General features: G+C 75.0%; 18 protein-coding genes. 15 read left to right on the top strand and 3 right to left on the bottom strand.

Annotated features, from left to right (window positions below):
- Nucleotides 1–2: 2 nt before the first annotated feature.
- From ACFPZN_RS14385 to ACFPZN_RS14375, 3 genes are all read left to right on the top strand, one after another.
- Nucleotides 3–1,172, top strand: coding sequence for a sensor histidine kinase (locus ACFPZN_RS14385; RefSeq protein ID WP_378282430.1), 1,170 nt, complete (start codon nt 3–5; stop codon nt 1,170–1,172).
- 110 nt (nt 1,173–1,282) lie between these two features.
- The gene (locus tag ACFPZN_RS14380) at nt 1,283–1,486 is read left to right on the top strand and encodes a hypothetical protein (protein ID WP_378282429.1); all 204 of its coding nucleotides are present in this window, start codon (nt 1,283–1,285) and stop codon (nt 1,484–1,486) included.
- A gap of 73 nt (nt 1,487–1,559) precedes the next feature.
- On the top strand, nt 1,560–2,555 hold the full coding sequence (locus ACFPZN_RS14375) for a serine/threonine-protein kinase (RefSeq protein WP_378282428.1): 996 nt from the start codon (nt 1,560–1,562) through the stop codon (nt 2,553–2,555).
- A gap of 753 nt (nt 2,556–3,308) precedes the next feature.
- On the opposite strand, the gene ACFPZN_RS14370 is transcribed toward ACFPZN_RS14375, so the two are convergent.
- Nucleotides 3,309–4,100, bottom strand: a complete 792-nt coding sequence (locus tag ACFPZN_RS14370) for an SWIM zinc finger family protein (RefSeq protein ID WP_378282427.1) — start codon at nt 4,098–4,100, stop codon at nt 3,309–3,311.
- Nucleotides 4,100–7,135: a DEAD/DEAH box helicase gene (locus tag ACFPZN_RS14365; protein ID WP_378282426.1), complete on the bottom strand. Its 3,036-nt coding sequence runs from the start codon at nt 7,133–7,135 to the stop codon at nt 4,100–4,102. Before ACFPZN_RS14365 ends, ACFPZN_RS14370 begins: the two co-directional genes overlap by 1 nt.
- A gap of 169 nt (nt 7,136–7,304) precedes the next feature.
- Between ACFPZN_RS14365 and ACFPZN_RS14360 the strand changes: the two genes are divergently transcribed.
- The 12 genes from ACFPZN_RS14360 to ACFPZN_RS14305 all read left to right on the top strand — a co-directional run bounded on the left by ACFPZN_RS14360 (nt 7,305) and on the right by ACFPZN_RS14305 (nt 23,606).
- Nucleotides 7,305–8,087 (top strand): enoyl-CoA hydratase/isomerase family protein, encoded by a 783-nt coding sequence (locus ACFPZN_RS14360; RefSeq protein WP_378282425.1) that lies wholly within the window; start codon nt 7,305–7,307, stop codon nt 8,085–8,087.
- 77 nt (nt 8,088–8,164) lie between these two features.
- Nucleotides 8,165–8,932 (top strand): SDR family NAD(P)-dependent oxidoreductase, encoded by a 768-nt coding sequence (locus tag ACFPZN_RS14355; RefSeq protein WP_378282424.1) that lies wholly within the window; start codon nt 8,165–8,167, stop codon nt 8,930–8,932.
- 244 nt (nt 8,933–9,176) lie between these two features.
- Nucleotides 9,177–10,118 (top strand): acyl-ACP desaturase, encoded by a 942-nt coding sequence (locus ACFPZN_RS14350; RefSeq protein WP_378282423.1) that lies wholly within the window; start codon nt 9,177–9,179, stop codon nt 10,116–10,118.
- Between the two features lie 107 nt (nt 10,119–10,225).
- Entirely contained in the window at nt 10,226–11,017 is a 792-nt protein-coding gene (locus ACFPZN_RS14345; RefSeq protein ID WP_378282422.1) for a serine/threonine-protein kinase, read from the top strand.
- Nucleotides 11,018–11,120: 103 nt separating this feature from the next.
- Entirely contained in the window at nt 11,121–13,139 is a 2,019-nt protein-coding gene (locus ACFPZN_RS14340; protein ID WP_378282421.1) for a serine/threonine-protein kinase, read from the top strand.
- Nucleotides 13,140–13,153: 14 nt separating this feature from the next.
- Nucleotides 13,154–15,622, top strand: coding sequence for a serine/threonine-protein kinase (locus tag ACFPZN_RS14335; RefSeq protein WP_378282420.1), 2,469 nt, complete (start codon nt 13,154–13,156; stop codon nt 15,620–15,622).
- Nucleotides 15,623–15,642: 20 nt separating this feature from the next.
- Entirely contained in the window at nt 15,643–16,998 is a 1,356-nt protein-coding gene (locus ACFPZN_RS14330) for a protein kinase family protein (protein WP_378282419.1), read from the top strand.
- Between the two features lie 303 nt (nt 16,999–17,301).
- Complete coding sequence (locus tag ACFPZN_RS14325; protein ID WP_378282418.1) at nt 17,302–18,081, top strand: electron transfer flavoprotein subunit beta/FixA family protein; 780 nt, start codon at nt 17,302–17,304, stop codon at nt 18,079–18,081.
- 22 nt (nt 18,082–18,103) lie between these two features.
- Entirely contained in the window at nt 18,104–19,054 is a 951-nt protein-coding gene (locus ACFPZN_RS14320; RefSeq protein WP_378282417.1) for an electron transfer flavoprotein subunit alpha/FixB family protein, read from the top strand.
- A gap of 330 nt (nt 19,055–19,384) precedes the next feature.
- Complete coding sequence (locus ACFPZN_RS14315) at nt 19,385–20,413, top strand: AAA family ATPase (RefSeq protein WP_378282416.1); 1,029 nt, start codon at nt 19,385–19,387, stop codon at nt 20,411–20,413.
- Nucleotides 20,410–21,507, top strand: coding sequence for a DUF58 domain-containing protein (locus tag ACFPZN_RS14310; RefSeq protein WP_378282415.1), 1,098 nt, complete (start codon nt 20,410–20,412; stop codon nt 21,505–21,507). The genes ACFPZN_RS14315 and ACFPZN_RS14310 overlap by 4 nt, the downstream gene beginning before the upstream one ends.
- Nucleotides 21,504–23,606, top strand: a complete 2,103-nt coding sequence (locus ACFPZN_RS14305; protein WP_378282414.1) for a transglutaminase-like domain-containing protein — start codon at nt 21,504–21,506, stop codon at nt 23,604–23,606. The genes ACFPZN_RS14310 and ACFPZN_RS14305 overlap by 4 nt, the downstream gene beginning before the upstream one ends.
- On the opposite strand, the gene ACFPZN_RS14300 is transcribed toward ACFPZN_RS14305, so the two are convergent.
- Nucleotides 23,516–24,412 (bottom strand): hypothetical protein (locus tag ACFPZN_RS14300; protein WP_378282413.1); only part of this gene is annotated, 897 nt, incomplete at its 5' end. The two genes, ACFPZN_RS14305 and ACFPZN_RS14300, sit on opposite strands and share 91 nt — an antisense overlap.

Below are 24,412 nucleotides of genomic sequence, written 5' to 3'. Positions count from 1 at the left end.
CGGTGCGATCACCGACCCGGCCGCGCGGCCGGACCGCCGACGCGCTCCTGGCCCTGGCGCTCCTGGGGGCCGTCCTCGTCCCGACGGTCTGGGCGGACCTGCGGAGCGACGGCCGCGCGCCCGTCCCCGGACTCGGCTGGGCGCTGATCGTGATCGCCTGCGCCGCGCTGTACTGGCGGCGCCGCCACCCCACCGCCGTCCTGGCGACCGCCCTGGTCGCGTGCCTGCTGTACTACCCGCTGACCGAGCCGGACGGCCCGATCATGATCGTGTTCGTGGTGGCGCTCTACAACGCCGCCTCTCTGGGCCGCGTCCGGGCGGCGGTGACCGTCGCCGCGATCGCGATGGCGGTCGTCGTGTACGGCGAGGCCGGCAGCGACGTCAACCACCTCGAGGACGCCGCGGTGTGGCTGCTGGCCGGCTGGATCGTCGCGGTCGTCGCCATCGGCGGGGTCGTCCACAACCGCCGCGCCTACCTGCGCGAGGCCGACCGGCGCGCCCTCGCCGCCGAACGCGGCCGCGAGGAGGAGGCCCGGCGCCGCGCCACCGAGGAGCGGCTGCGCATCGCCCGCGAACTGCACGACGTCCTCGGCCACAACATCTCGCTGATCAACGTCCAGGCCACCGCCGCGCTGCACGCCGGCGACCCGCACGGCAACGAGGCCGCGCTGGAGGCGATCAAACGCGCCAGCAAGGAGACGCTGCGCGAACTGCGCACCACCCTCGGCGTGCTCCGCCAGGTCGACGAGGAGGCGCCGACCGCCCCCGCGCCCGGCGTCGACCGCCTCGGCGAACTCGCCCGTCGCACCACCGCGGCCGGGCCCGCCGTGCGGACCGAGACGGAGGGCGAACCGCGTCCCCTGCCGCCCGAGACCGACCTGGCCGTGTACCGGATCGTCCAGGAGGCCCTCACCAACGTCACCCGGCACTCCGACGCCGCCACCGCCACCGTCCGCGTCCGCTACACCGGCACCGACGTGCGCGTGGAGATCGCCGACGACGGCCACCCCAACGGCGACGGCGACGGCGACGGGTCGGGCAGCGGCCTGGGCGGCATGCGCGAGCGCGCCGAAGCGCTCGGCGGGACCTTCGAGGCGGGACCCGCCGAAGGCGGCGGCTACCGCGTCCGCGCGACCCTCCCGCTCGACCCCGGCGTACGACCGGAGATGTAGGAACGGCCACCCGCTTAACGCGCGAGGCGTACGCGCGGTCCCGCCTCCCGCGGGTTTCCCGCACGCCCCGCCTTCGCCATCATCGGGCATGAGGACGACAAGGGGGTCGGATGAGAGCGGTCGGCGCGGTCCTGCTGGGCTTCATCGCCGGACTCTTCGCCGGCTTCGCCCTGGAACTCCTCGCCGCCGGGGTCGGCAGGCTCGTCGTCGACGCCCCCGGCCTCCCCGCGCCGCTGCCCGTCGCCCTCGCCGTCACGGGCGGCGTCGCCGCGCTCGTCGCCGACCGGCGCGCCCGCCGCAGGGAACGGCGCTGACCGTCCGGTGGCGGGACGTCCGTATGCGCCCCTATCCTGCCGATTGATCATCTCGAGGCGAGGGGGAGCGCGCGTGGAGGCCCTGCGGCCCGAGGACCCGCGGCGGACGGGCGACTACCGGCTGCTCGGACGGCTCGGCGCCGGCGGCATGGGCCGGGTCTTCCTGGGCCGCTCCCGCACCGGGCGCATGGTCGCCGTCAAGCTCGTGCACGCCGAACTCGCCCGCGACCCCCGGTTCCGCCGCCGCTTCCGGCAGGAGATCGACGCCGCCCGCCGCGTCGGCGGCGCGTGGACCGCGCCCGTGCTGGACGCCGACCCCGAGTCCGACACCCCCTGGGTCGCCACCGGCTACGTCCCCGGCCCCACCCTCAGCGAGACCGTCGAACGGCACGGCCCCCTCCCGGAGGCCACCGTCCTGGCCCTGGCCTCCGGCCTCGCCCGCGCCCTCCAGGCCGTCCACGGCCGCCACCTCATCCACCGCGACCTCAAACCCTCCAACGTCCTGGTCACGATCGACGGGCCGCGGGTCATCGACTTCGGCATCGTCCGGTCCGTGGACGCCGGCGTCGCCACCCGCACCGGCGCCCTGATCGGCTCGCCCGGCTTCATGTCGCCCGAGCAGGTCCGCGGCACGCCCCTCACCCCGGCCGGCGACATCTTCTGCCTCGGCTCCGTCCTGGCGTACACGGCGACCGGACGGCAGCCGTTCAGCGTCGGCGACAGCGGCCTGCACGCCCTCCTCTTCCGCGTCGCCCAGGAACCCCCCGACCTGGGCGACCTGTCCGGACCGGTTCGCGACCTGGTGGAATCCTGCCTGGCCAAGGACCCGACGCGGCGCCCGAGTCTCGCCGAGATCCTGGACTCGCTGCCGCCGGTGCCCCCGTCCTGGCTGCCCCCCGACGTCATCTCCGAACTGGGCTGTGTCTCAAAGTCCCGGCCTACGGCGCTCGCCTGGCGGCTCGCCCCTAACCGGTCCTTGGCGAGCGCGGCATCGCTTCGCGATCTGGCCGGTGAAGCTCGCCTCCGGCATCGCCTCACCGGCCAGGTAACGCGCTCGCGCGGTACCTGAGGCCACCGAGACAGGGTCCTGGGCCGCCACGCCGCCGCCCTCCTCGACCTCGAAGACCCGAAGAACCAGAACCCGCCCCCCGTGCCCCCCGCCGCCTACCTCCGGCCGCCCCCACGAGCTCGGGCCCGGCCGCCAAGGGCGTCGTCCCCGCCAAAATGATCGGCACCTGGGAGGGCTGGGTCCGCAGGAACGGCACCGGCTCCCAGTGGCTCCGCCGCATCACCGTCGAACAGGGCTGGGCCGGCGACACCGTCGCCCGCGTCCGCTCCGCCAACAACGACGAGCTGTGCGAGTTCAACGCCACCCTGCTCGCCGGCGGCCCCTCCATCGAGATCCGCACCCACACCACCCGCAGCCTCCCCACCGGGAAATGCGGCCAGGGCGCCCGCCAGAGAATGACCCTGAACGGCGACGGCACCGTCCACTGGGCCTCGCAGGCAGTACCACGGCACCTGGCGCGTCACCATCGACAAACCGCGCTCGGGCACCGCCCCCGGACGAACCGTCGAGATCCGCAACGCCCCCGTCGGCCAGGAGGCCGTCAAGGTCACCGCCGGCCGATGCCAGGCCATGGCGACCCTCGTCTCCGCCGAAAGCGAGATCGTCATCTTCTCCAGCCGCCTCCTCACCCCGGGCGACGGCTGCACCCTGGGCGGCCTGCAGAAGCTCACCCCCCGAGGCGACGGCACCCTCTTCTGGCAGAACCCAGGCAAGGGAGACACAGGAACCGCGCAGCGAGCGTTACGCACCGGGTCAGGTGGGGTCGGCCAGGGACTCGTAGGCGGGGGTCAGGACGTCGGTGAGGTCTCGGCGGCGGATGCGGACGGGCGGGGGTGTGGCCACCTGGAGGATGAAGCCGGGTGGGACGGGTGGAGTGGGGCGCCGCTCGCGCAGGGCGGCCAGGCCGGTGGGGGGCGTCCAGAAACCGTCGGCCGTCAGAGGCTCGGGTTCCATCTCCAGCGGGTCGGGGGCGCCGGTCTTGCGGCGGCGCAGGGCCTTCAGGAGCTGGTCCTTGGTGCGGCCGTTCCAGGCGAGGATGAGGAACGGGTCGTCGTCGAACGCCTCGGCCAGCAGGTAGAGGACGGCGGCGGCGTGCTTGCACGGGTCGCCCCAGTCGGGGCAGCTGCACATCATGTGCAGCTCCTCCGCGGCGCCCGGGAAGAGGGCCAGGCCGAGCTCGGCGAACACCCACTCGATCTCCGGGGGCATCTCCCCGGCCAGCAGGCGTGCCTGGAAGACCGCCCGGGACGCCAGTTCCTCCTCGACCCGGCGCCAGCCGGACTCGGGGATGGCGTCGATGCCCAGCGCCACCTCGTAGGGCTCCTCGACCGACCCCTGGACTCGGGCGGTGACCTCGTACCGCTCCACGCGCAGGTCGAGCACCTGCCCTTTGCGCGCGTACGCCCGGCCCCGCTGCAGTCGGCCCGAGTCGGCGAACGACTCCACGAGGTCGATGAACCGGCGCGACCACCACGTCGACCCGATCGAGCCGCGGGACGTCCGCGCGCGGATGCCGTCGGCCTCGATCGGCGGCCGCCACTCCATCAGGAGCTCACCGCCTCGGGCGACAGGCGCAGCACGTCGCGGAGTTCGGCGACCGACAGCTCGGTGAGCCAGTCCTCGCCGGTGCCGACGATCGACTCGGCCAGCGCCTTCTTGCGCTCGATCATCTCGTCCACCCGCTCCTCCATGGTGCCGACGCAGATGAACTTGCGGACCTGGACGTTCCTGGTCTGGCCGATGCGGAACGCCCGGTCGGTGGCCTGGTCCTCGACCGCGGGGTTCCACCAGCGGTCGACGTGCACGACGTGGTTGGCCGCCGTCAGGGTGAGGCCGGTGCCCGCGGCCTTCAGGGAGAGCAGGAAGACCGACGGCTCCTCCTCGGACTGGAAGCGCTGCACCAGCTCGTCGCGCTCGGTCCTGGACGTGCCGCCGTGCAGCCACAGGACGGGACGCTCCAGGCGGGAGGCGAGGTAGGGCCGCAGCATCGAGCCGAACTCGGCGTACTGCGTGAAGACCAGCGCCTTCTCGCCCTGGTCCAGGACCTCCGCGCAGATCTCCTCCAGCCGCTCCAGCTTTCCGGAGCGCCCCGGTAGCCGCGAGCCGTCCTTGAGGAGGTGCGCGGGATGGTTGCAGACCTGCTTGAGCTTGGCCATCGTCGCCAGCACCAGCCCGCGGCGCTGCTTTTCGTCGGACTCGGAGATCTGCGCGAGCATGTCGTCGAGCGTCGCCTGGTACAGCGAGGCCTGCTCGGGGGTGAGGTTGCAGTAGACCTTGATCTCCTGCTTCTCCGGCAGATCCGAGATGATCGACTTGTCGGTCTTGAGGCGCCGCAGGACGAACGGCTGGGTGGCCCGCCGGAGGGCCTGCGCCGCCCGCTCGTCGCCGTCCTTCTCGATCGGCACCGCGAACCGCTCCCGGAACGCCGACCGCGGCCCCAGCAGCCCCGGATTCGCGAACTCCATGATCGACCACAGCTCGGTGAGGTGGTTCTCCACCGGGGTGCCGGTCAGCGCGATCCGCGTGCGCGCCGGGATGCTCCGCACCGCCCGCGCCTGCCGCGTGCCGCTGTTCTTGAGGGCCTGCGCCTCGTCGCACACCACCCGCCCCCACCGGACCCGGGCCAGCGACTCGGCGTCGCGCGCCGCGGTGCCGTAGGTGGTCAGGACCAGGTCGGAGCGCCCGACCGCCGCCACGAGATCGTCGTCGCGGTGCCGCGCCGTGCCGTGGTGGACGTAGACCCGCAGCTTGGGCGTGAACTTGGCCGCCTCACGCTGCCAGTTGCCGACCAGGGACATCGGCCCGATCAGCAGCGTCGGCGCGGGCGCGGCCCCGTCCTCCCGCTCCGAGGCCAGCAACGCCAGCGTCTGCGCCGTTTTTCCCAAACCCATTGAATCCGCCAATATGCCGCCGAGGCCGACTTTTTCGAGGAAGGTGAGCCAGGCCAGGCCGCGTTCCTGGAAGGGGCGGAGGGTGCCGTTGAAGCCCTCGGGCGTGGTCATGGGGGTGAGGCGGCGGTCGGACTCGCCGCTGATGAGGACGCCGAAGGCGCCGTCGGCGTCGACCTCGGTGAGGGGGAGGGCGTCGTCGCCGGCGTGGATGACCGCGCGCATCGCCTCGCCGGCGGTCATGGTGCCCTGGCGGGGGTGGCGGAGGAAGTCGAGGGCGGCCTGGAGCTGCTCCTCGTCGAGCTCGACCCACTGGCCGCGCAGCCGGACGAGGGGGGTCTTGAGGCGGGCCAGCTCCTCCAGTTCGGCCTCGTCGACGGTGTCGTCGCCGATCGCCAGGTCCCAGCGGAAGTCGACCATGCCCTGGAGGTCGAAACCGGACGAGGCGACGGCGCCGGAGCCCTCGCCGTCCTGGCTGCGGGTGGTGAGCTTCATGCCGAGCTTGGCCTTGCCCGCCCACTGGGGGAGCAGGACGCCGAAGCCCGCGGCCGACAGCATCGGGGCCGCCTGGCGCAGGAAGCGGAACGCCCCGGCGGTGTCGAGCGTCAGCTCGAAGGGGGTGGGGGTGTCGAGGGCCGCGGCCAGGTCGGGGAAGAGGCGCAGGGCCCGGCCCAGGCCGGTGAGGAGCGTCTCCTCGGCGTCGGGGACGGAGGCGGCCTCCCCGGCCCAGAGCATCGCGGCGGGCACGTACAGGCTCGGGTCGTCGGTGCCCTGGAGGGCGAACTCGACCCGCCACGGGTCGCCGGGCCGCTCCTTCTGGTCGAGCGTCCAGGAGGCGGCCGCGTCGAGCACGTCGCCGCCGGGCACGCCGGGGGTGGGTTCGGCGAGGCGGAAGCAGACGCGGAGGGGGCCGGACGGACGGCGCGCGGCGGCGGCCCAGGCGTCCAGCTCGGCGATGAGGTCGTCGGCGTCGTCGCGGGGCTCGCGGGGCACCTCGGGGGACGGCCCGGTGAGCGCCTCGACCCAGCGCTCGGCCAGGGGGACGCGGTCGGGGACCTTGCCGCGCCGGACCGGCAGGAGGGGGTGCGGGACGACGCCGCGCACGGCGGTGTCGACCAGGCCGCACAGCGCCTCGCGCAGGACCTCGGCGGCGGGGCGGCCCCCGTCGGCGGCGCGGCAGGCGGCGGGCATGGCGCGGACGAGGTCGCCGAGGCGGCCCGCGTCGTCGAGGACGGGGTGCCAGCGGGCGACCAGGTCGCCGTCCTCGCGCAGCAGCCGGGGCAGCACCCGGCCGCGCCCGGCCAGGTGCACGGCCTCGTCGGCGAGCAGGCACAGGTAGCGCAGGTCGGAGCCGGGGATCACGTCGGCGGCGTCCTCGGCGGCCTGGAGCAGCGCCATCGCGGGGAACGGCTCCAGCACCAGGGCGGGCACCCGCCAGCCGCGCAGCCCCGGTTCGCCGTCGATCGGGCGCGGGCCCAGCTCGGCGGACGGCGTCGGCAGGCCGCCGTGGGTGGGGAGCGTCATCGTCAGCTCGACCCGTGCGGCGCCCTTGACGAAGGGTTCGTAGGAGGTGCCGGTGAAGTCGCGGGAGGCGAACGGGTGGGTCTCCGAGGCGCCGGTGTCGTAGGGGCCGGTGCGCTCGGCCCACAGGCACAGCGCACCGCCGTGCCATGTGGCGTGCGCGACGAGCATGACGCAGTTCCCCCGGACGTGCAGGTGAGGCGGCCGGTCCTGAAGCTACCAGCGGGGTGTGACAGGCGCGGCCGGTCGGGACGGGCGGCGCGGGCCGGGAAGGGCCGGGAAGTTAGGCTCTGGGGCATCTCGGAAACGGTTCTGTAACGAGTGACCTGTGGAGGGCGTTGTGGCGGAGTTCGTGCGTGTGGAGGTCGAGGACGGCATCGCGACGATCCGGCTGGACCGTCCCAAGATGAACGCGCTGAACGCGCAGATGCAGCGGGAGCTCATCGAGGCGTCCCGGGAGGTCACCCAGGACGACGAGGTCAGCGCGGTGATCCTCTACGGCGGCGAGCGGGTGTTCGCGGCGGGCGCGGACATCAAGGAGATGGCCGGGATGTCGTACGCGGAGATGGCCGGGGGCCACTCGCGGCTGCTGCAGGACTTCGCGAAGGCGCTGGCCGGGATCCCCAAGCCGGTGATCGCGGCGGTGAACGGGTACGCGCTGGGCGGCGGGCTGGAGGTGGCGCTGTGCGCGGACTTCCGGGTGGCGGGCGAGGGCGCCAAGGTGGGCCAGCCGGAGATCCAGCTCGGGATCATCCCGGGCGCGGGCGGCACCCAGCGGCTGGCGCGGCTGATCGGCCCGGCCCGGGCCAAGGACCTGATCTTCTCGGGGCGGCACCTGTCGGCGGCGGAGGCGCTGGAGATCGGCCTGGTGGAGAAGGTGGTGCCGGACGCGGAGGTGTACGCGGCGGCCCGGGAGTGGGCGGCGACGTTCGTGGGCGGGCCCGCGATCGCGCTGCGGGCGGCCAAGCAGGCCATCGACGCGGGCTGGGAGGTCGACCTGGGCACCGGCCTGGAGATCGAGCGGACCCAGTTCGCGGCGCTGTTCTCCACCGACGACCAGAAGAACGGCATGCGCAGCTTCGTCGAGGAGGGGCCGGGGAAGGCGACGTTCACCGGCCGCTGAGCGCGGGGCTGCGAGATCGCTACCGGACATGCCGGATTGATCGCGACAGAGTCCGCCAGTCGCTAGCATCTCGCGCCATGCGACAGGCGTACCGCACGGCGCTGGTGACCGGCGCCTCCAGCGGGATCGGGGAGAGCTTCGCGCGGGCTCTGGCGGGCCGCGGCACCGATCTGGTGATCGTGGCCCGCCGGGCCGGCCTGCTGGACGAGCTGGCGCGCGAGCTGGTCGAGCGGTACCGGGTCGCGGTGGAGGTGGTGGCGGCCGACCTCACCGATCCGCTGGAGCGCGGGGACGTGGAGCGGCGGCTGCGCACCGACCCGGTGGAGCTGCTGGTCAACAACGCAGGTCACGGTGCGTTCGGAACGTTCTCGGACCTGCCCCTGGACGATCATCTGCGGCAGATCGAGCTGAACGTGGCGGCGCTGGTCCGGCTCACCCACGCCGCGCTGCCGGGGATGCTGGAGCGGCGCCGCGGCGGGGTGCTGAACGTGGCGTCGATGGCGGGGTTCGCGCCGTCGCCGGGGAGCGCGACCTACGGGGCGACGAAGGCGTACGTGACGGCGTTCTCCGAGAGCCTGCACGCGGAGGTCGCGGGCAGGGGCGTGCACGTGACGGCGCTGTGCCCGGGGTTCACCCGCACCGACGAGGAGTCGGAGCCCGGCCTGCTGTGGCTGCGCCGCGCGGACGTCGCCAGGGCGGGGCTGGACGCGGTGGCGGCGGGCCGGGCGCTGTGCGTGCCGGGGGCGCAGTACAAGGCGGCGCTGCCCGCGCTGCGGATGATGCCGAGGCCGCTGCTGAGGGCGGCGGCCAACCGGATGTGGCGCCAGGCCGCCGACACCCGCTGACCCCCGCCGGCACTCCTTGACCGTCGGCGGACGATGACAAAAGCGGGACCGGAGTTTCGCTCACGTCTACAAGAAAATGCGCGTGCGCGTTGTGCGTGGGGTGACTTGACGGGGGGCACGGGGCTCGCGAGCATCGAACCTACGGTTAAGTAGGTTGTGTCGTGCCTGCTTGGGAACCGTTTTCCGATGCCGTCGGTCGGTGGCCAGCCGGCCCCGGCCCCCTCGTACAGCGAAGGACGCAGGAATGCCCGTGCCGTTGCAGACCAGGCTGATGCTCGACCTCGAGCCGGTGGTCGAGAAGGAGATCGACCGGCACATGTCGATGGCCAAGGAGTGGTTCCCGCACCAGTACGTCCCGTGGGGGCAGGGCCGCGACTTCGACGGTCCGCTGGGCGGGGAGGGCTGGACGCCCGAGGACTCCAAGCTGGGGACCGAGGCCCGCGAGTCGCTGATCGTCAACCTGCTGACCGAGGACAACCTGCCCGGCTACCACCGCGCGATCGCCGACGTGTTCGGCCGCGACGGCGCCTGGGGCACCTGGGTCAACCGGTGGACCGCCGAGGAGAACCGGCACGGCATCGCCATCCGCGACTACCTCACCGTCACCCGGGCCGTCGACCCGATCGCGCTGGAGCGCGCCCGGATGCACCACATGGAGGTCGGGTACGAGCCGACGCACGGCACCGAGATGCTGCACGGCATCGCGTACGTGTCGTTCCAGGAGCTGGCCACCCGGGTCGCGCACCGCAACACCGGCAAGGCCTCGGGCGACCCGATCTGCGAGCAGATGCTCTCCCGGATCGCGGCCGACGAGAACCTGCACATGATCTTCTACCGGAACCTGCTGGCCGCCGCGCTGGAGATCGCCCCGAACGAGACGATGCGGGCGGTCACCGAGGTCGTCAAGGCGTTCGAGATGCCCGGGGCCGGCATCGAAGGCTTCCTCCGCAAGTCCGTGATCATCGCCAACGCCGGGATCTACGACCTGCGGCTGCACCACGACGACGTGCTGACCCCGGTGCTGCGCAAGTGGGGCGTGTTCGACCGCACCGACCTCACCGGCGACGGCGACAAGGCGCGCGAGGAGCTGTCGGAGTTCCTGGCGCAGCTGGACGCGGCGGCGACCAAGTTCGAGGAGCGCCGCGCGGAGCGCCGCGCCCGCCAGGCCGCCCGCAAGGCCGGATGACCGCCACCGGACAAAGATGATCACGGAAGCATCTCGATAGGAACGACTCCCGCTTTTCCGGCGTCAAAGGGTGTATGGGGACTCAGCGGCGACTGGGTGGGTATCGGTTGCTGGACGAGATCGGCCGGGGGACGACGTCCGTCGTCCACCTGGCCATGGACTCCGCCGGCCGCGAGGTCGTGGTCAAGGAGCTGCGGCCCGAGTACGCGGCCGAGCCGGCGGGGCGCGGCGCGCTGGCCCGTGAGATGGCGGCGCAGTCCAGGGTCGACAGCCCGTACGTGGCGCGCCTGCTGGGCGGGGAGGTGGCCGCCGGCCGGCCGTACGTGGTGATGCAGTACGCGGCCGGCAGCCCGCTGGGCGACCTGGTCGCCCAGTACGGCCCGTTCGGCGGCGAGCGGCTGCCCCGGCTGGCCCGCCGCCTCGCGCTGGCGGTGGCGGCGGTGCACGACGCCGGGGTGCTGCACCGCGACGTGGCGCCCAAGAACGTGATCGTGCTCGGCGACCGGCCCACCCTGATCGACTTCGGGATCGCGCACGGCCGGGACGCCGGGCGGACCACCGTCCGCGGCATGGTGGCCGGGACCCCCGCCTACCTGCCGCCGGAGATCATCGAGGGGGAGCCGGCGACGACCGCGTCGGACGTGTTCTCCTGGGCCGCCACGCTGGCCTACGCCGGCACCGGGCGCCCGCCGTTCGGCGGCGGGACGCTGCACGCGGTGTGCTTCCGGATCCTGCGCGGCGAGCACGACCTGGCGGGACTCGGCGAGCCGCTGGCCTCGCTGCTGCCGCTGGGGCTGCGCCGCGACCCGGCGCGGCGGCCGACCGCGCGCTGGTTCGCCGGCGCGCTGGCGCCCGGGAACGCCGGCGCCGCCGAGGGCGGAAGGGTGATGTTCGCATAGTCACGGGGCGCGGGAAGGGCAGGACCCGACGATGCCGGATACGGCCGCGCCGATCCACTCGGCTCCACTCGGCCATAGAGGCGAAGGTAGGGTTTCGTAAACGATGAAGGGGGTTGCCACGTCCGGGGACCGTATCGGCCACTACCGCGTCCTGAAGACCCTGGGGGAGGGCGGGATGGGCGTCGTGTACCTCGGCGCCGATCCGGAGGGGCGCAACGTGGCCATCAAGGTGCTGCGGCCCGCGGTCGCCGGCGACGCCACCGCGCGCCGCCGGCTGGCGCGCGAGGTCGACTCCATGCGCCGGGTGCACAGCCCGAACGTCGCGGAGATCCTCGACGCCGACGTCACCGCCGACCGGCCCTACATCGTCACCCAGTACGTGCCGGGCCGCACCCTGGAGGAGCTGGTCGAGGAGGACGGCCCGATCTACGGGCACGCCCTGCAGCGGCTGGCGGTCGGGCTGGCCTCGGCGCTGTCGGCGATCCACGGCGCGGGCATCATCCACCGCGACCTGAAGCCCGGCAACGTGATGCTGGTCGACACCGAGCCGGTGGTCATCGACTTCGGCATCGCGCAGGGCGCGGACGCGACCCGGCTGACCGCCACCGGCATGGTGATCGGCACCCCCGGCTACCTGGCCCCGGAGATCATCGAGGGCGAGGACGCGGGCGCGCCGTCGGACGTGCACGCCTGGGCGGGCACGGTGGCCTACGCCGCCACCGGCCGGCCGCCGTTCGGCTCCGGCACCTTCGAGTCGATCTTCTACAAGATCATGTCGGGCACGCCGGACCTGGACGGGGTGCCCGAGGCGCTGATGCCGGTGCTGCGCTCGGCGATGGCCCGCAACCCCGCCGAGCGGCCCACCGCGGTCAGCCTGGGGCAGCTGACCCGGCGGATCCACTTCGAGACCACCATCACCGACACGACCCGCGTCGACGAGCACTTCACGCTGCCCGACCAGGGGTCGCCGGGCGCCTCGCAGCCGGTGGAGCGGCCGCCGACCGACCACGCGCAGACGTTCTCGATGCCGCCGTCGGCCTCGCAGCCCTCGGTGTCGCAGCCGTCGCAGGACGGGCGGGCGTCGCGGCCGGTCGAGACGCCGCCGCCCACCCCGCCGCCGATCCCGGCGGCGGCTCCCGTCCCGCCGCCGACGCCGCCCGCGCCGTCGCAGCCCAAGGACTTCAAGGGCATGCTGCCCCCGGCCGCGCCGCCGCCGGTGCCGCCGCCCGGGCCGAGCCCGTACGAGACCGGGCAGCGGTACGACCAGAGCTGGTACGACCAGGCGTCCTACGCTCCGTACCAGCCCCAGCAGCAGCCGCCGCAGCCGCCGCAGCCGTCGCGCGGCGCGTTGCAGCGCGGTGACCAGGGCGCCCCTCCGCCGGGGCCCGCGCCGTACGACCCGTACGGGCCGGGCACCCAGCCGCGGCCCGACCAGCGGCCGGACCAGCGCTCCGACCGGCGGCCCGACCAGCAGCAGCGCGACGCGCGGCGGCCCGGCGACCGGGAGGCGGCCAAGCCGTACGGCTGGTACCGGGTGCTCAGCTTCCTCGTCCTGGTCGCCTTGCTCGGATTTGCGAACATCGCCCCGGTTCTCTCCCTGGCCGTTACGGTGGTCGGCGTGCTGGTGCTCCGGATGGGCGACAAGGCCGCCAAGGGTATGGAGAACAAGCGGACCCGGCGCGGCCCGCGCTCCGGCGACGCGATGGCGGCGGCGTTCAAGACGCCGCTGCACCTGCCGGGCGCGGTGCTCATGACGCTGCTGCTGGCGGGCCTGGCCGCGCTGGCCGGGTTCATCCTGCTGGTCGTGCTCATGTTCGCCAACCCCGACATGACCGCGTCGAGGGCGATCGCGTACTCGTGCATGGCCGTGATCGTGCTGCTGTGCCTGGCGCCCGGCAGCGGCGCGCCGCGCCGCCAGATGGCGCGGCTGTGGGGCGCCCTGCTGCCGCGCACCGAGGCGGCGCTGGCGGGCGCGCTGATCGTGGGCGTCTTCGCGGTCGTCCTGGTCGCCCTGTCGCAGCAGCAGCCGCCCGACACCACGCCGATCGGCGGCATGAGCCAGAGCCTCGAAGACCTCCGCGTCAGCATCCGTGAACTGGTCTCCGGGCTCCCGCTGATCTGACGACCCCTGCTCCCATGTCCGAGGACTTCCGGCTCCCCCCGCCCATGCCCATGGCGGCGCCCGTGCCCATGCCCGCGCTCGTGGACGCGCCCGTGCGCGGGGCGGCCGCGCTGCCCGAGCGGATCGGCCCGTACCGCCCCGTCGAGCTGATCGGCGCGGGCGGCATGGGGCAGGTGTTCCGCGCCGTCGCGCCCGACGGCTCCGAGGTCGCCGTCAAGACGCTGCACCCGCACCTGGTCGACGCGGGCGACGCGCGCACCCGCCTGCGCCGCGAGGTGGAGACGATGGGACGCGTCACCACCCCGCGGGTCGCGGAGGTCCTGACGTTCGACGTGGACGCGCCTATCCCGTACGTGGTCACCCGCTACGTCGAGGGCCGCCCGCTGCTGGACGAGGTGCGCACCGCGGGCCCGATGACCGGCGCGGCGCTGTGGCGGGTCGCGACCGGCACCGCCGAGGCCCTGGACGCCATCCACCGGGCCGGGGTCGTCCACCGCGACATCAAGCCCGGGAACGTCCTGCTGGAGGCGGGCGAGCCCGTCGTCATCGACTTCGGCATCTCCCAGGGCGTCGACGACACCCGGCTGACGCACACCGGGGGCCGGTCGGGCACCTGGCGCTACCTCTCGCCCGAGTTGCTGGAGGGCGAGGACGCGGGTCCGGCCGCCGACGTGTTCGCGTGGGCGGCGATGGTGGCGTTCGCCGCGACGGGCCGCGACCTGTACGACGCGCCCAACGACGCCGCGGTCTGCGTACGGATCATCCGGGGCGACCACGATCTGGGCGACGTGCCGCAGGAGGTGCGCGGGCTGCTGGCCGAGGCGCTGGCGTCCGACCCGGCGCAGCGCCCGGGGGCGGACGGGCTGGTGCGGCGGCTGCGCGCGCTGCGGCCCGACTCCATCGGCCTGGGGATGCGCGCCTCGGGCGGCAGCGGCCCCTCCACCGGCGGCGGCACCGGCCCGACCGGCGGCGGCACGGGCGGGGGCACGGGCGGGGGCGTGGTCATGCCTGCCGCCGCCCGCGCGGCACGGCCCCGTCCACTCGCCCCGATCGGCCCGTACCGGCCGCTGCAGCGGCTCGGGAAGGGCGGTATGGGCGAGGTCTTCCTGGCCCGCGCCGACGACGGCCGGATGGTCGCGATCAAGACGCTGCTGCCGCTGCTGCCCGCCGAGTTCCAGGCCAAGGACCGGCTGCGGCGCGAGGTCGAGGCGATGCGGCGCGTCCGCGACCCGCACGTCGTCGAGCTGGTCGACCACGGCCTCGACGCCGACCCGCCCTACATCGTCACCCGCTACGTCGAGGGCACCGCGCTGCTGGACGTCGTCCGCCGCAAGGGCCCGCTGGAGCGGGACGCGCTGCTGCGGCTGGCGGGCGGCCTGGCCGGGGCGCTGCAGGCCGTGCACGCCGCGGAGAGCGTGCACCGCGACATCAACCCGGGCAACGTGATGATGGTCGCCGGGGAGCCGGTGGTCATCGACTTCGGCATCGCCTACCTCACCGGCGCCGACCCGCTCACCCGCGGCCCGGTCGGCACGCCCGGGTACGTCGCCCCGGAGGTCGTGGAGGGCAGGCAGGCCGGGCCGGCCGCCGACGTGTTCGCGTGGGCGGCGACCGTGGCGTTCGCCGCGACCGGGCGGCGCGCGTACGAGGCCACCAGCCCCGCCGCGTTCGTCCGCCGGGTGCTGACCGGCGAGCCCGACCTGGCCGGCATCGACCGCGACCTGCGCGAGGTGCTGCAGGACTGCCTGGCCCGCGATCCCGCGCTGCGGCCCAGCGCGGGCGAGCTGAACGCCAGGTTCGTCAATCCCGGCTCCATCGCGCCGCGGCTGCACCGCCCGCGCCCCGAGCCGGCGCCCGCTCCGCCGCGTCCCGAGCCCGAGCCGTCGGCCGGGGGCCGCGAGGCGTTCGCCCGGGCCGGGCTGGCGCTGACCCTCCCGGTGATCGAGGTGACGCTGCAGGAGGTCAAGCGGGAGCTGGCCGTCGCCGAGCGGCTCCGCGCGCTGGGCGGCAGCTGGGCCGACGACTCGGCCGCGTACGCGCGCCGCACGCTGGAGGCGGCGGCGCGGGCGGTGCGCGACGCCGAGGTCGGCACCGGGGTGCCCGCCAACGCGCCCCGCCTCGCCGAGATCATCCGGGCCGCCACGACGTACGCCGCGCACGCCCGCAGCCTGCTGGGCGGCGTCTCGCTGCCGCCGGGCCGGCTCGTCGACACCGGCCGGGTCGCCGCGCTGCTGGCCGGGGCCCGCTTCACCCGGGTCCGCTTCAAGGAGGGGTACGACCCCGCCGAGGTGGACGCCTTCGTCGGCCAGCTGCGGACCTGGTTCGGCGGCGACCATCGCGAGCTCGCCCAGGTGATCGGCGCCGACGACGTGCGGGCCAGGCGGTTCACCGTGCGCCGCATGCGCGAGGCCTACGTCCGGGACGAGGTCGAGGCGTTCAAGGCCACGCTGGAAGCGGAGATGCGCCACCTCGGCTACGCATGATCGGTAAGGTGGCGATCCTTATGAGCAGGGAAACGAGCCACCGGGAGCACATCGGGCCGTACCGGCTGCTGGACCGCGTCGGCGGCGGGGTCGGCGTCGTCCACCGCGCCGCCGATCCCGGCGGGCGCGACGTGGCGATCAGGGTGCTGCCCCCGGGGACCTACGACGTCGCGGCCATGCGCGAGGTGCGCAGCCCGTACGTCGTGGACGTCCTCGACGGGGCGGGCGACGGGGATCGGCCGTACGTCGTCAGCCGCTTCGTGCCCGGCCGGCCGCTGGACGAGTGGCTGACGGCCCCGCTGGAGGGCGCCGGGCTGCACCGGATGGCGCTGGGCCTGGCCAAGGCCGTCGCCGCCATCCACCGGGCCGGGCTGACCCACGGCGATCTGCGTCCCGACCACGTCCTGGTGGTGGACGGCGCGCCGGTGGTCATCGACTTCGCCCTCGTGCCCGGCGAGCCCGCCCGCGACCTGCGCGCGTGGGCCGCCACCGTGGCGTTCGCCGCGACCGCCGACGCGCGGTGCCTGACCGCGCCCGATCCCGTCGCCGTCGCGGGCGAGGCGATTCCCGAGGCGCTCCGGCCGCTCTTGGAGGCGGCGTCCGGGGAACTCGCGACCGGGGACGCCGCGGCCGAAGAGCAGGGGGGCGCTCCGCTCACCGCAGAGCGGCTCGCCGACGAGGTGGCCGCGCTCAAGCCCGTCCTCGCCGAGGGCGCGCGAACGTCCGCGCCCGCTCCTGCCGCGCCCTCGTCCGCGGCCTCCCCGGTGCGAGAGGCGGCGCCGCCGGTGCCGGCCCCCACCGCGCCGAACGCCGCGCCGACCCCCGGGCAGGACCGGCGCGAGGCGCACGAACTGGCGGTGGCGCGGGCCTGGTCCCGGCTGCTGACCGCGATGGTGGTCGTCATCGCGGTCGGGATCGCCATCGCGATGCCGCTCGCCGGGATCGCGCTGTCGCTGGCGGCGGTGACGGTCCTGCGGGCGGGCTCGGACGGCGCGGCCCGCGCCGTGGGCGGCGCGGCCCTCGGCGTCGTGTGCGCGGCGCCGGTGGCGGTGCTGGTCACCCTCGGCCTGGCCGCGATCTCGCTGCTCGGGGTCGAGGTGGATCCGCTGGGCGCGTGCGCGTTCGGCGCGGGCGCGGCCGTCGGCGTCCTCTGGGCGGTGCCGGGCGCCCGGGGCCCGCGCCGCCGCTTGGAAGAGGCGTTCGCCTCCGTGGTGCGCGGCCCCGGCCGCATCGTGCCCGCCGGGATCGTGCTGGGCGTGCTGGCCCTGGGCGCCGTGGTGGCGGCGATCTCCCTGACGCCCAGCCTCGCGCCGATGTACGGCCTGCAGAGCACCCTGGAGAGCAGCGTCGCCCGCTTCCAGCACGCCATCCAGTGACCCCCTCGCGGGCGCGGGCGGGCGAGTGATCCGCGTCACGGGACGCTAAGGCGGGTACCGGCTCTCCGCGGCCGGAGGGCGGGTGGGTAATGTCTCGAACGCTGGGATTTGCCACTAGGCTACCAGCGAGTAACATATGGGGTGCACGGCTTAATCAGGGACCCGGGGCCGAAGCGCGTTCGGGTGTTTGGCAGGCTGTGAGGTGCTAACGCATGTCAGACCGCGTCGACCCGCCCTGGGCGGCGCCCCTCTGCCGCTCACCCCAGCGGCCCAGAAGAGTGCATGGGAGGTCGGCCACCGGCCATGAACATCGTCGTCCTGGTGAAGCAGGTTCCCGACACGGAGAGCCCGCGCAAGCTCAAGTCCGACGACAGCACGCTCGACCGTGCCGCCGCGGACGGTGTCATCAACGAGCTCGATGAGTACGCCATCGAGGAGGCGCTGCGCGTCAAGGAGGCCCACGACGGCGAGGTGACCGTCCTGACCATGGGCCCCGACAAGGCGACCGACTCGATCCGCAAGGCCCTGGCCATGGGCGCGGACAAGGCGGTGCACCTCATCGACGACGCCCTGACCGGCTCCGACGCGCTGCAGACCTCGTACGCCATCCAGCAGGTCCTCGGCCGCACCGGGTTCGACCTGGTGATCCTCGGCTCGGAGTCCACCGACGCGCGCACCGGCGTGCTGGCCGCGATGCTGGCCGAGCGCCTCGGCGTCCCGCAGCTGTCGCTGGCCAACAAGGTCGAGATCGACGGCACCGCCATCAAGATCCAGCGGCAGACCGACTACGGCTACGACAAGGTCGAGGCGAGCCTGCCCGCGGTGGTGAGCGTGGTCGAGAAGATCAACGAGCCGCGCTACCCGTCGTTCAAGGGGATCATGGCGGCCAAGAAGAAGCCGGTCGAGACCCTCGGCATCGCCGACGCGGGCATCGAGGCCGGCCAGGTCGGCCTGGCGAACGCCGCCACCGCGGTGGTGGACTTCGCCGAGGCCCCGCCGCGGGCCCAGGGCCAGATCGTCACCGACGAGGGCGACGGCGGCGCGAAGATCGCCGAGTTCCTCGCGTCGAAGAAGTTCGTCTGAGCGAGGAAGGGAAGCACGGATAATGGCTGAGATTCTCGTCCTCGTCGACCATGTCGACGGCGAGGTCAAGAAGGTCGCCCTCGAGCTGCTGACGCTGGCCGGGCGGTTCGGTGAGCCCGCCGCGGTCTGGATCGGTCCCGGCTACGAGGGCGCCAAGGACAGGCTGGCCGAGTACGGCGCCGCCAAGGTCTACGTGGCCGCCGACGAGGAGCTGAACTCCTACGTCGTCGCCCCCAAGGCGAGCCTGCTGGCCCAGCTGGTGAGCGAGAAGTCGCCCGCCGCGGTGCTGGTGTCGGCCACCGCCGAGGGCAAGGAGATCGCCGGGCGGCTGGCCGTCAAGACCGGCTCCGGCGTCCTCACCGACGTCGTGGACGTCGCCGAGGGCTTCGTCGGCGAGCACTCCATCTTCGGCGGCGGCATCATCGCCCACGCCAAGGTGAACACCGGCACGCCGATCATCGCGGTGCGGCCGAACTCGGTCGCGCCCGAGGCGTCCCCGGCCACCCCGGCCGAGGAGCAGGTCTCGGTGGCGCTGACGGACGCCGACAAGGCCGCCAAGATCGTGGAGAAGGTCGTCCAGGAGAAGGGCGAGCGCCCCGACCTGACCGAGGCCGCGATCGTGGTCTCCGGCGGACGCGGCGTCGGCGGCGCCGAGAACTTCACCATCATCGAGGGGCTGGCCGACTCGCTCGGCGCGGCCGTGGGCGCCTCCCGCGCCGCGACCGACGCCGGCTGGTACCCGCACCAGTTCCAGGTGGGCCAGACCGGTAAGACCGTCTCGCCACAGCTGTACATCGCGGTCGGGATCTCCGGGGCCATCCAGCACCGGGCCGGCATGCAGACCTCCAAGACGATCGTCGCCATCAACAAGGACCCCGAGGCGCCGATCTTCGAGCTGGTCGACTACGGCGTGGTGGGCGACCTCTTCCAGGTGGCCCCGCAGCTCACCGAGGAGATCACCAAGCGCAAGTGAGCGGTGCCGCGCCCTCCGGGGCGCGGTGCGGCGCGTGCGAGCGGCCGGGACGGGCGACCGTCCCGGCCGTTCCGCGTCTCCGGGTCCGGCGCGTCCCGGCCGCGCCGCCGCCCTGCGCGCGACGCTTCCGCTTCGTGGGGCTTTAGGTGCTTTTTCGGCAGGGGTGGGAAGACTGCCGACGCGGGACGGGGCACACGCCGCCGTCCCGTCTTGCGCGAGCGACGGCATGGGGCGGCCGTGAACGCGGCCCCCGCCCCATGCCGTATGGAACAGTGCGGCGCCTCGTCCGCGTTGTGAGTGCGAGCGGTGACCGCAGACCCCAAGGGAGCCATGGAAGCGATTCCCGAAAGCAACGGACACACCCGCACGGCGCCGCACGGCCGACTGGCCCCGGCGCCGCGCTCCCTGTCGGTCACCCCGCGCGAGCGCGTCCCGCTGACCGTCGACCAGGTCGCCCGGCTCGGCGAGCGGCTGCGCGACGGCATCGGCCGCGCGGTCCGGATGCCCGCCGAGGTGCTGGAGGTCGTCCTGGCGACCGTGCTGGCGGGCGGGCACCTGCTGGTGGAGGACCACCCCGGCGTCGGCAAGACGCAGCTGGCCCGCACCCTCGCCCGCACCCTCGACGGGCGCTTCGCCCGCGTGCAGGCCACCGTCGACCTGCTCCCCGCCGACATCGTCGGCGCCAACGTGTGGCGGGCCGACCGCGGCGAGTTCGAGTTCCGGCCCGGCCCGGTGTTCGCCAACGTGGTGCTGGTCGACGAGATCAACCGGGCCACCCCCAAGACGCAGTCGGGGCTGCTGGAGGCGATGGAGGAGCGGCAGGTCACCGTGGACGGCGACAGCCGGCCGCTGCCCGCTCCCATGATCGTCATCGCCACGCAGAACCCGGCCGCGGGCTACGACGGCACCTACCCGCTGCCGCCCGCGCAACTCGACCGCTTCCTGTCGCAGGTCTCGCTCGGCTACCCGACGCCCGAGCAGGAGATGGACCTGCTCCGGGCCGGGCCCGAGCCGGGCACCGCCGCGGTCACCGACCCCGAGCGGCTGCTGGCGGCGCAAGAAGGCGCCGCGGCCGTGCACGCCGCCGACCCGCTGCTGCGGTACGTCGTCGGGCTGCTGGCGGCGACCCGCGAGCACCCGTTGGCGGAGGTCGGCGCCAGCCCCCGCGCCGGGCTGCTGCTGCTGGCGGCGGCCCGTGCGCGCGCGGCGCTCAACGGCCGCGCGTTCGTGCTGCCCGACGACGTGCAGGCCCTCGCCGTCCCCGTCCTGGCGCACCGGTTGCAGCCCACCGCGGCGGCACCGTCGAGCGCGGCACGGGAGATCGTCGAGGACGCCGTCGGGCAGGTCCGCGCCCGATGACCGGCCCGGTGACCGCCCGCCGCCGGCGGCGGCGGGCCGAGCGGGCCGACCGGATCGGCGGGCGCTGGTGGCTGTGGCTGCTCGCCGCCGCGATGCTCGTCGCGCTCGCGGGCGCGCTGCCCTCCCTCACTCTCTTCACCCTCGCCGCCGGCCTGGTGCTGACCGTGGCCGGCGCCGCCGTCGTGGTGCTGCCGGCGTCCGGGCGGCTGGCGGTCGAGCGCACCGTGCCGGTCCGCGAGGTGCGCGAGGACGAGCCGCTGCCGCTGGAGTTCCGGGTGCGGGCGCCGTCCTGGCTGCCCGTCCGCCTGGAGGTGGACACCGGCCAGGGCATCTGGGTCCCGCTGGAGCGCGAGGGCGGCACCGTCGACCTGTTCGTCGAGCGGCGCGGCGCGTTCGCGGTGGGGCCGTCCCGGATCCGGCTCGGCGATCCGCTCGGGATCGTGCGCCGTCCGCTGACCGCCGGGGTGCCCGAGCCGGTGCTGGTCCTGCCCGAGCCCGGCACCGACGCGCGGGTCGTCCCGCCGCGCGGCGCCCGCGCCGACGACCTGGAGCCCGACGGGCTGCGCCCCTACGTGCCCGGCAGCCCGATCAGCCGCATCCACTGGGCGTCCCTGGCGCGCGGCGGCGAGCTGCAGGAGCGGCGGATGGCCGCGCCCCCGACCGGGCTGCCGCTGGTGATCGTCGACACCGCGGGCGCCGCCGACCCGCGCGCGGTCGACTGGGTGGCGCGGGCCGCCGCCGGATGCGCGCTGACGCTGGCGCGCGGCGGCGGCTGCGAGGTCCTCCTCCCCGGCGCCGCGACCCCCATGACCGTGGTGGACGCGCCGGGCTGGCGGGCGCTGCACCGCCGCCTCGCGCTGCTGGAGGAGGGCGGCCACGGGCAGGCGCGGCGCCCGCCCGGCGGCCGCGGCTCGTCGGTCGTCCACGTGCCGCCGGGGCTCGACCTCGGCCCGCCGCGTCCGCCGCTGCCGCCCGGTGTCGTCCCGCTGCCGGCCGGGCACGGCGAGGCCCTCGCCGTCACCCTGGACGGCGCGCCGCTCAGGCGGCCCAAAGCTTCTGGCGCCGCGCCCAGGGACCGGGAGCCGGTGCGATGATGCGCGCCGCGGGACTGCTGCTGGCGGTCGCGGTCACGGCGGCGGCGTGGGTGCCGCTGCTCGGCTGGAGGGTGCTGTGGGTCGCCCCGGTCGTCGCGCTGGCCGCCGGCGCCCTGGCCGTCGAACGGTTCCCCGTCCGGCTCGCGGCGGCGGCGCAGCTCGCCTGGATCCCCGCGGCGGTGCTGGCGGGCGGCGCCCCGGCCGGCTGGCTGTGGCCGGGTGCCTGGGACACGATCGTGCTCGCGCTGTCGGACGGCGTGCGGGAGCTGGCCCTGCTGGTCCCGGGCGAGCGGGCGGGCGACATCGGCACCCGCTCGGTCTGGCTGCTCGGCGCCGGCGTGCTCTACCTCCTGGCCGCCGCGCTGGCCGCGCCCGCGCCCGCGTCCCGGCTGCGCTCGGGCACCGCCTTCGCGGTCGTCGCCGTCCCGTGGGCGGTGGCCGCCGCGATCCGGCAGACCGACGAGACGGCCTGGCCGGGCGCCGCGCTGCTGCTGGCCGGGCTGCTGTGGTTCGCGCCGCGCCGGGCCGCGCTGCCCGTGCTGGCGCTCGGCACGTCCGCGGCCCTCGTCGCGACCGTCGCCGCGCAGGCGCTCGGGCCCCGCTCGCAGTGGCTGAACGTCGACGACATGGTGGGCCGCGAGGAGCAGTTCCGCACGCTCAACACCACCCAGTCCTACGGCCCGATCACCGACCGGCGCAGCGGCGCGACGATGCTGGAGATCGCCTCGCCGCGCCCCGCGCTGTGGCGGATGCAGGTGCTGGAGCGCTACAGCTGGCGCGGCTGGGAGGTCGGCGGCGGGGTGGTGCGCGACCGGCTGCCCGAGCCGGCCGCCGAGCCGGTGTCCATCGAGGTGACGGTGCGCGGCCTGCGCGACTCCCAGGTCGTCTCGCCGGGGCACATCACCTCGGTCGAGGCGTCCGGGAAGATCGACACGATGCCGGGGGACGCGCAGCGCGTCATCCCGCAGCCCCGGCAGGACGACACCTACCGCGTCCAGGCGGAGATGGTCCGGACCGACCCGAAGGCGCTGCGGGCCGCGCCGCCGCCGACCGACCCGGCCCTGCACGCCTACACCAACCTCATGTACCGGTGGGGCGGCGAGCGGCTCGCGGGCAACCTCGGCCAGTACGGGGCGGCGCCGGACGTGTCGCCCCGGCTCGAGCGCTTCATCCAGCGCGTCCCGGCGATGGGCGAGGTCATCGAGACGGCCCGGCAGCTGGGCAGCGGCGCGCGCTCGCAGTACGAGGTCGTCGAACGGGTCGAGCGCCACCTCACCGGCGGCGGGCGGTTCCGCTACTCCACCGAGGTGGAGCGCGGCGTCGGCTTCCCGATCCTGGACTTCCTGACCGCGAGCCGCACCGGCTACTGCCAGCACTTCGCCGGGGCCGCCGCGCTGCTGCTGCGGCTGGCGGGGGTGCCGACCCGGGTGGTCGCCGGGTTCGCCACCGGCAGGTCCGAGGACGGCATCTACAAGGTGCGCGACACCGACGCGCACGCCTGGATCGAGGTCTACTTCGAGGGCGTCGGCTGGGTGCCGTTCGACCCGACCCCGGCGGCCGACGCCGAGGTGGCCGCGGAGGTCGACCCGCTGTCGCCGCCGCCCGCACCCGACAAGGGCGGCTTCGCCCTCGCCGGCCCGGCCGCGGGCCTGTCGCTGGTGCTGGCCGCCGTCGTCGGGCTCACCCTGCGGCGCCGCTCGCGTCGCGGCGGCGGCCACGACGGCGAGCTGCTGGAACGGCTCGTCGTCCGGACCGGCGGCACGGTCACGCCCGCCACCACCCTCGGCGACCTGCGCGACCAGCTCGGCCGGATCGGCCCGCACGTGGCGGCCGTGGCCGCCGACGCCGAACAGGCACGGTACGCGCCGGGCCCCGCACCGCCCGGCTCGCGGCGGCGGATCGCCCGCGCGCTCGCCGCCGACGTCGGCACGCCCCGGGCGGTGCTGCTGCTGGCCGGGGCCGCGGTCGCCCGGCCGGAGGGCGGCGGCGCGCCGAAACCGGCCGCCGGTCAGGGACGGCCCGAGGGCCGCACCGACGACGGCGGGAACGGGACGGCCTTGACCACCTCGGGCCGCAGCAGCCCGGAGAGCCGGTCGTAGGGGATCTTGACCACGGGCTGGCCGCAGGCCATCTCGTAGGTGCCGAGCCCGGGCGCGTCCAGGGACAGCTCCAGTTCTCCCTTGGTGAGCGCGAGCTGGACGTACGGCCCGTTCAGCTGGGGGATGCCCAGGGACGGCGGGCGGTCGGCGAAGCACGTGCCGGTGCCGCGTTCCCGGATCCGGGCCGTCAGCGTCTGCAGGCCGCTCCCGGTGAGCGCGGCGGGCAGGAACAGGTCTTCGGCGCGCAGCGCGCGGCCGGTCGTGAGGTCGACGGTGACGGTGCGGGCGCGGCTCCAGCTGGAGTGGCCGAGCGCCTGCGAGGCAAGGACGAAGTCGTACCGGACCGAGAGGTAGCGGGGCCCGCCCAGCCGCACCGACGGCGTGACCGTCGTGGACGACGGCTCGCCCCGGAAGTCGGTGAGCGCGCGGCGGTACTCGGCTGCGCGCGTGTCGACCGGGGCGCGCAGCGCTGCGTTGACGCGCTGCGCCAAGGCCGGGTCGGCGCCGCCGCCGACCCGGACGATCCGCCCGTTGACCTGGAACGGGGGAGTGGACGTGGCGTCCTGGTGCGAGGCGAGGGAGAAGGTCAGCGGGGGCGCCTGCGGGCCGTCGTCGGCGGCGACGTACACGGCGGTGCCGCCGCCCGCGGCCACGACCACCGCCGCGCCCGCGATCGCCGCGCCCTTCGCGCCGATCACGCCGCCCGCCCCGGCGGCGCCCCCGCCCGGCACCCGCCACAGCCGCGTCACGCGCCGGGTGGCGAGGTCGAGCGCCGCCACCGTCCCGTCGCCGCCCAGCACGTACAG

It is taken from the genome of Actinomadura rugatobispora (assembly GCF_042656285.1).
GTDB classification, from domain to species: domain Bacteria; phylum Actinomycetota; class Actinomycetes; order Streptosporangiales; family Streptosporangiaceae; genus Spirillospora; species Spirillospora rugatobispora.
This window is presented reverse-complemented; position numbering and strand designations above follow the sequence as displayed.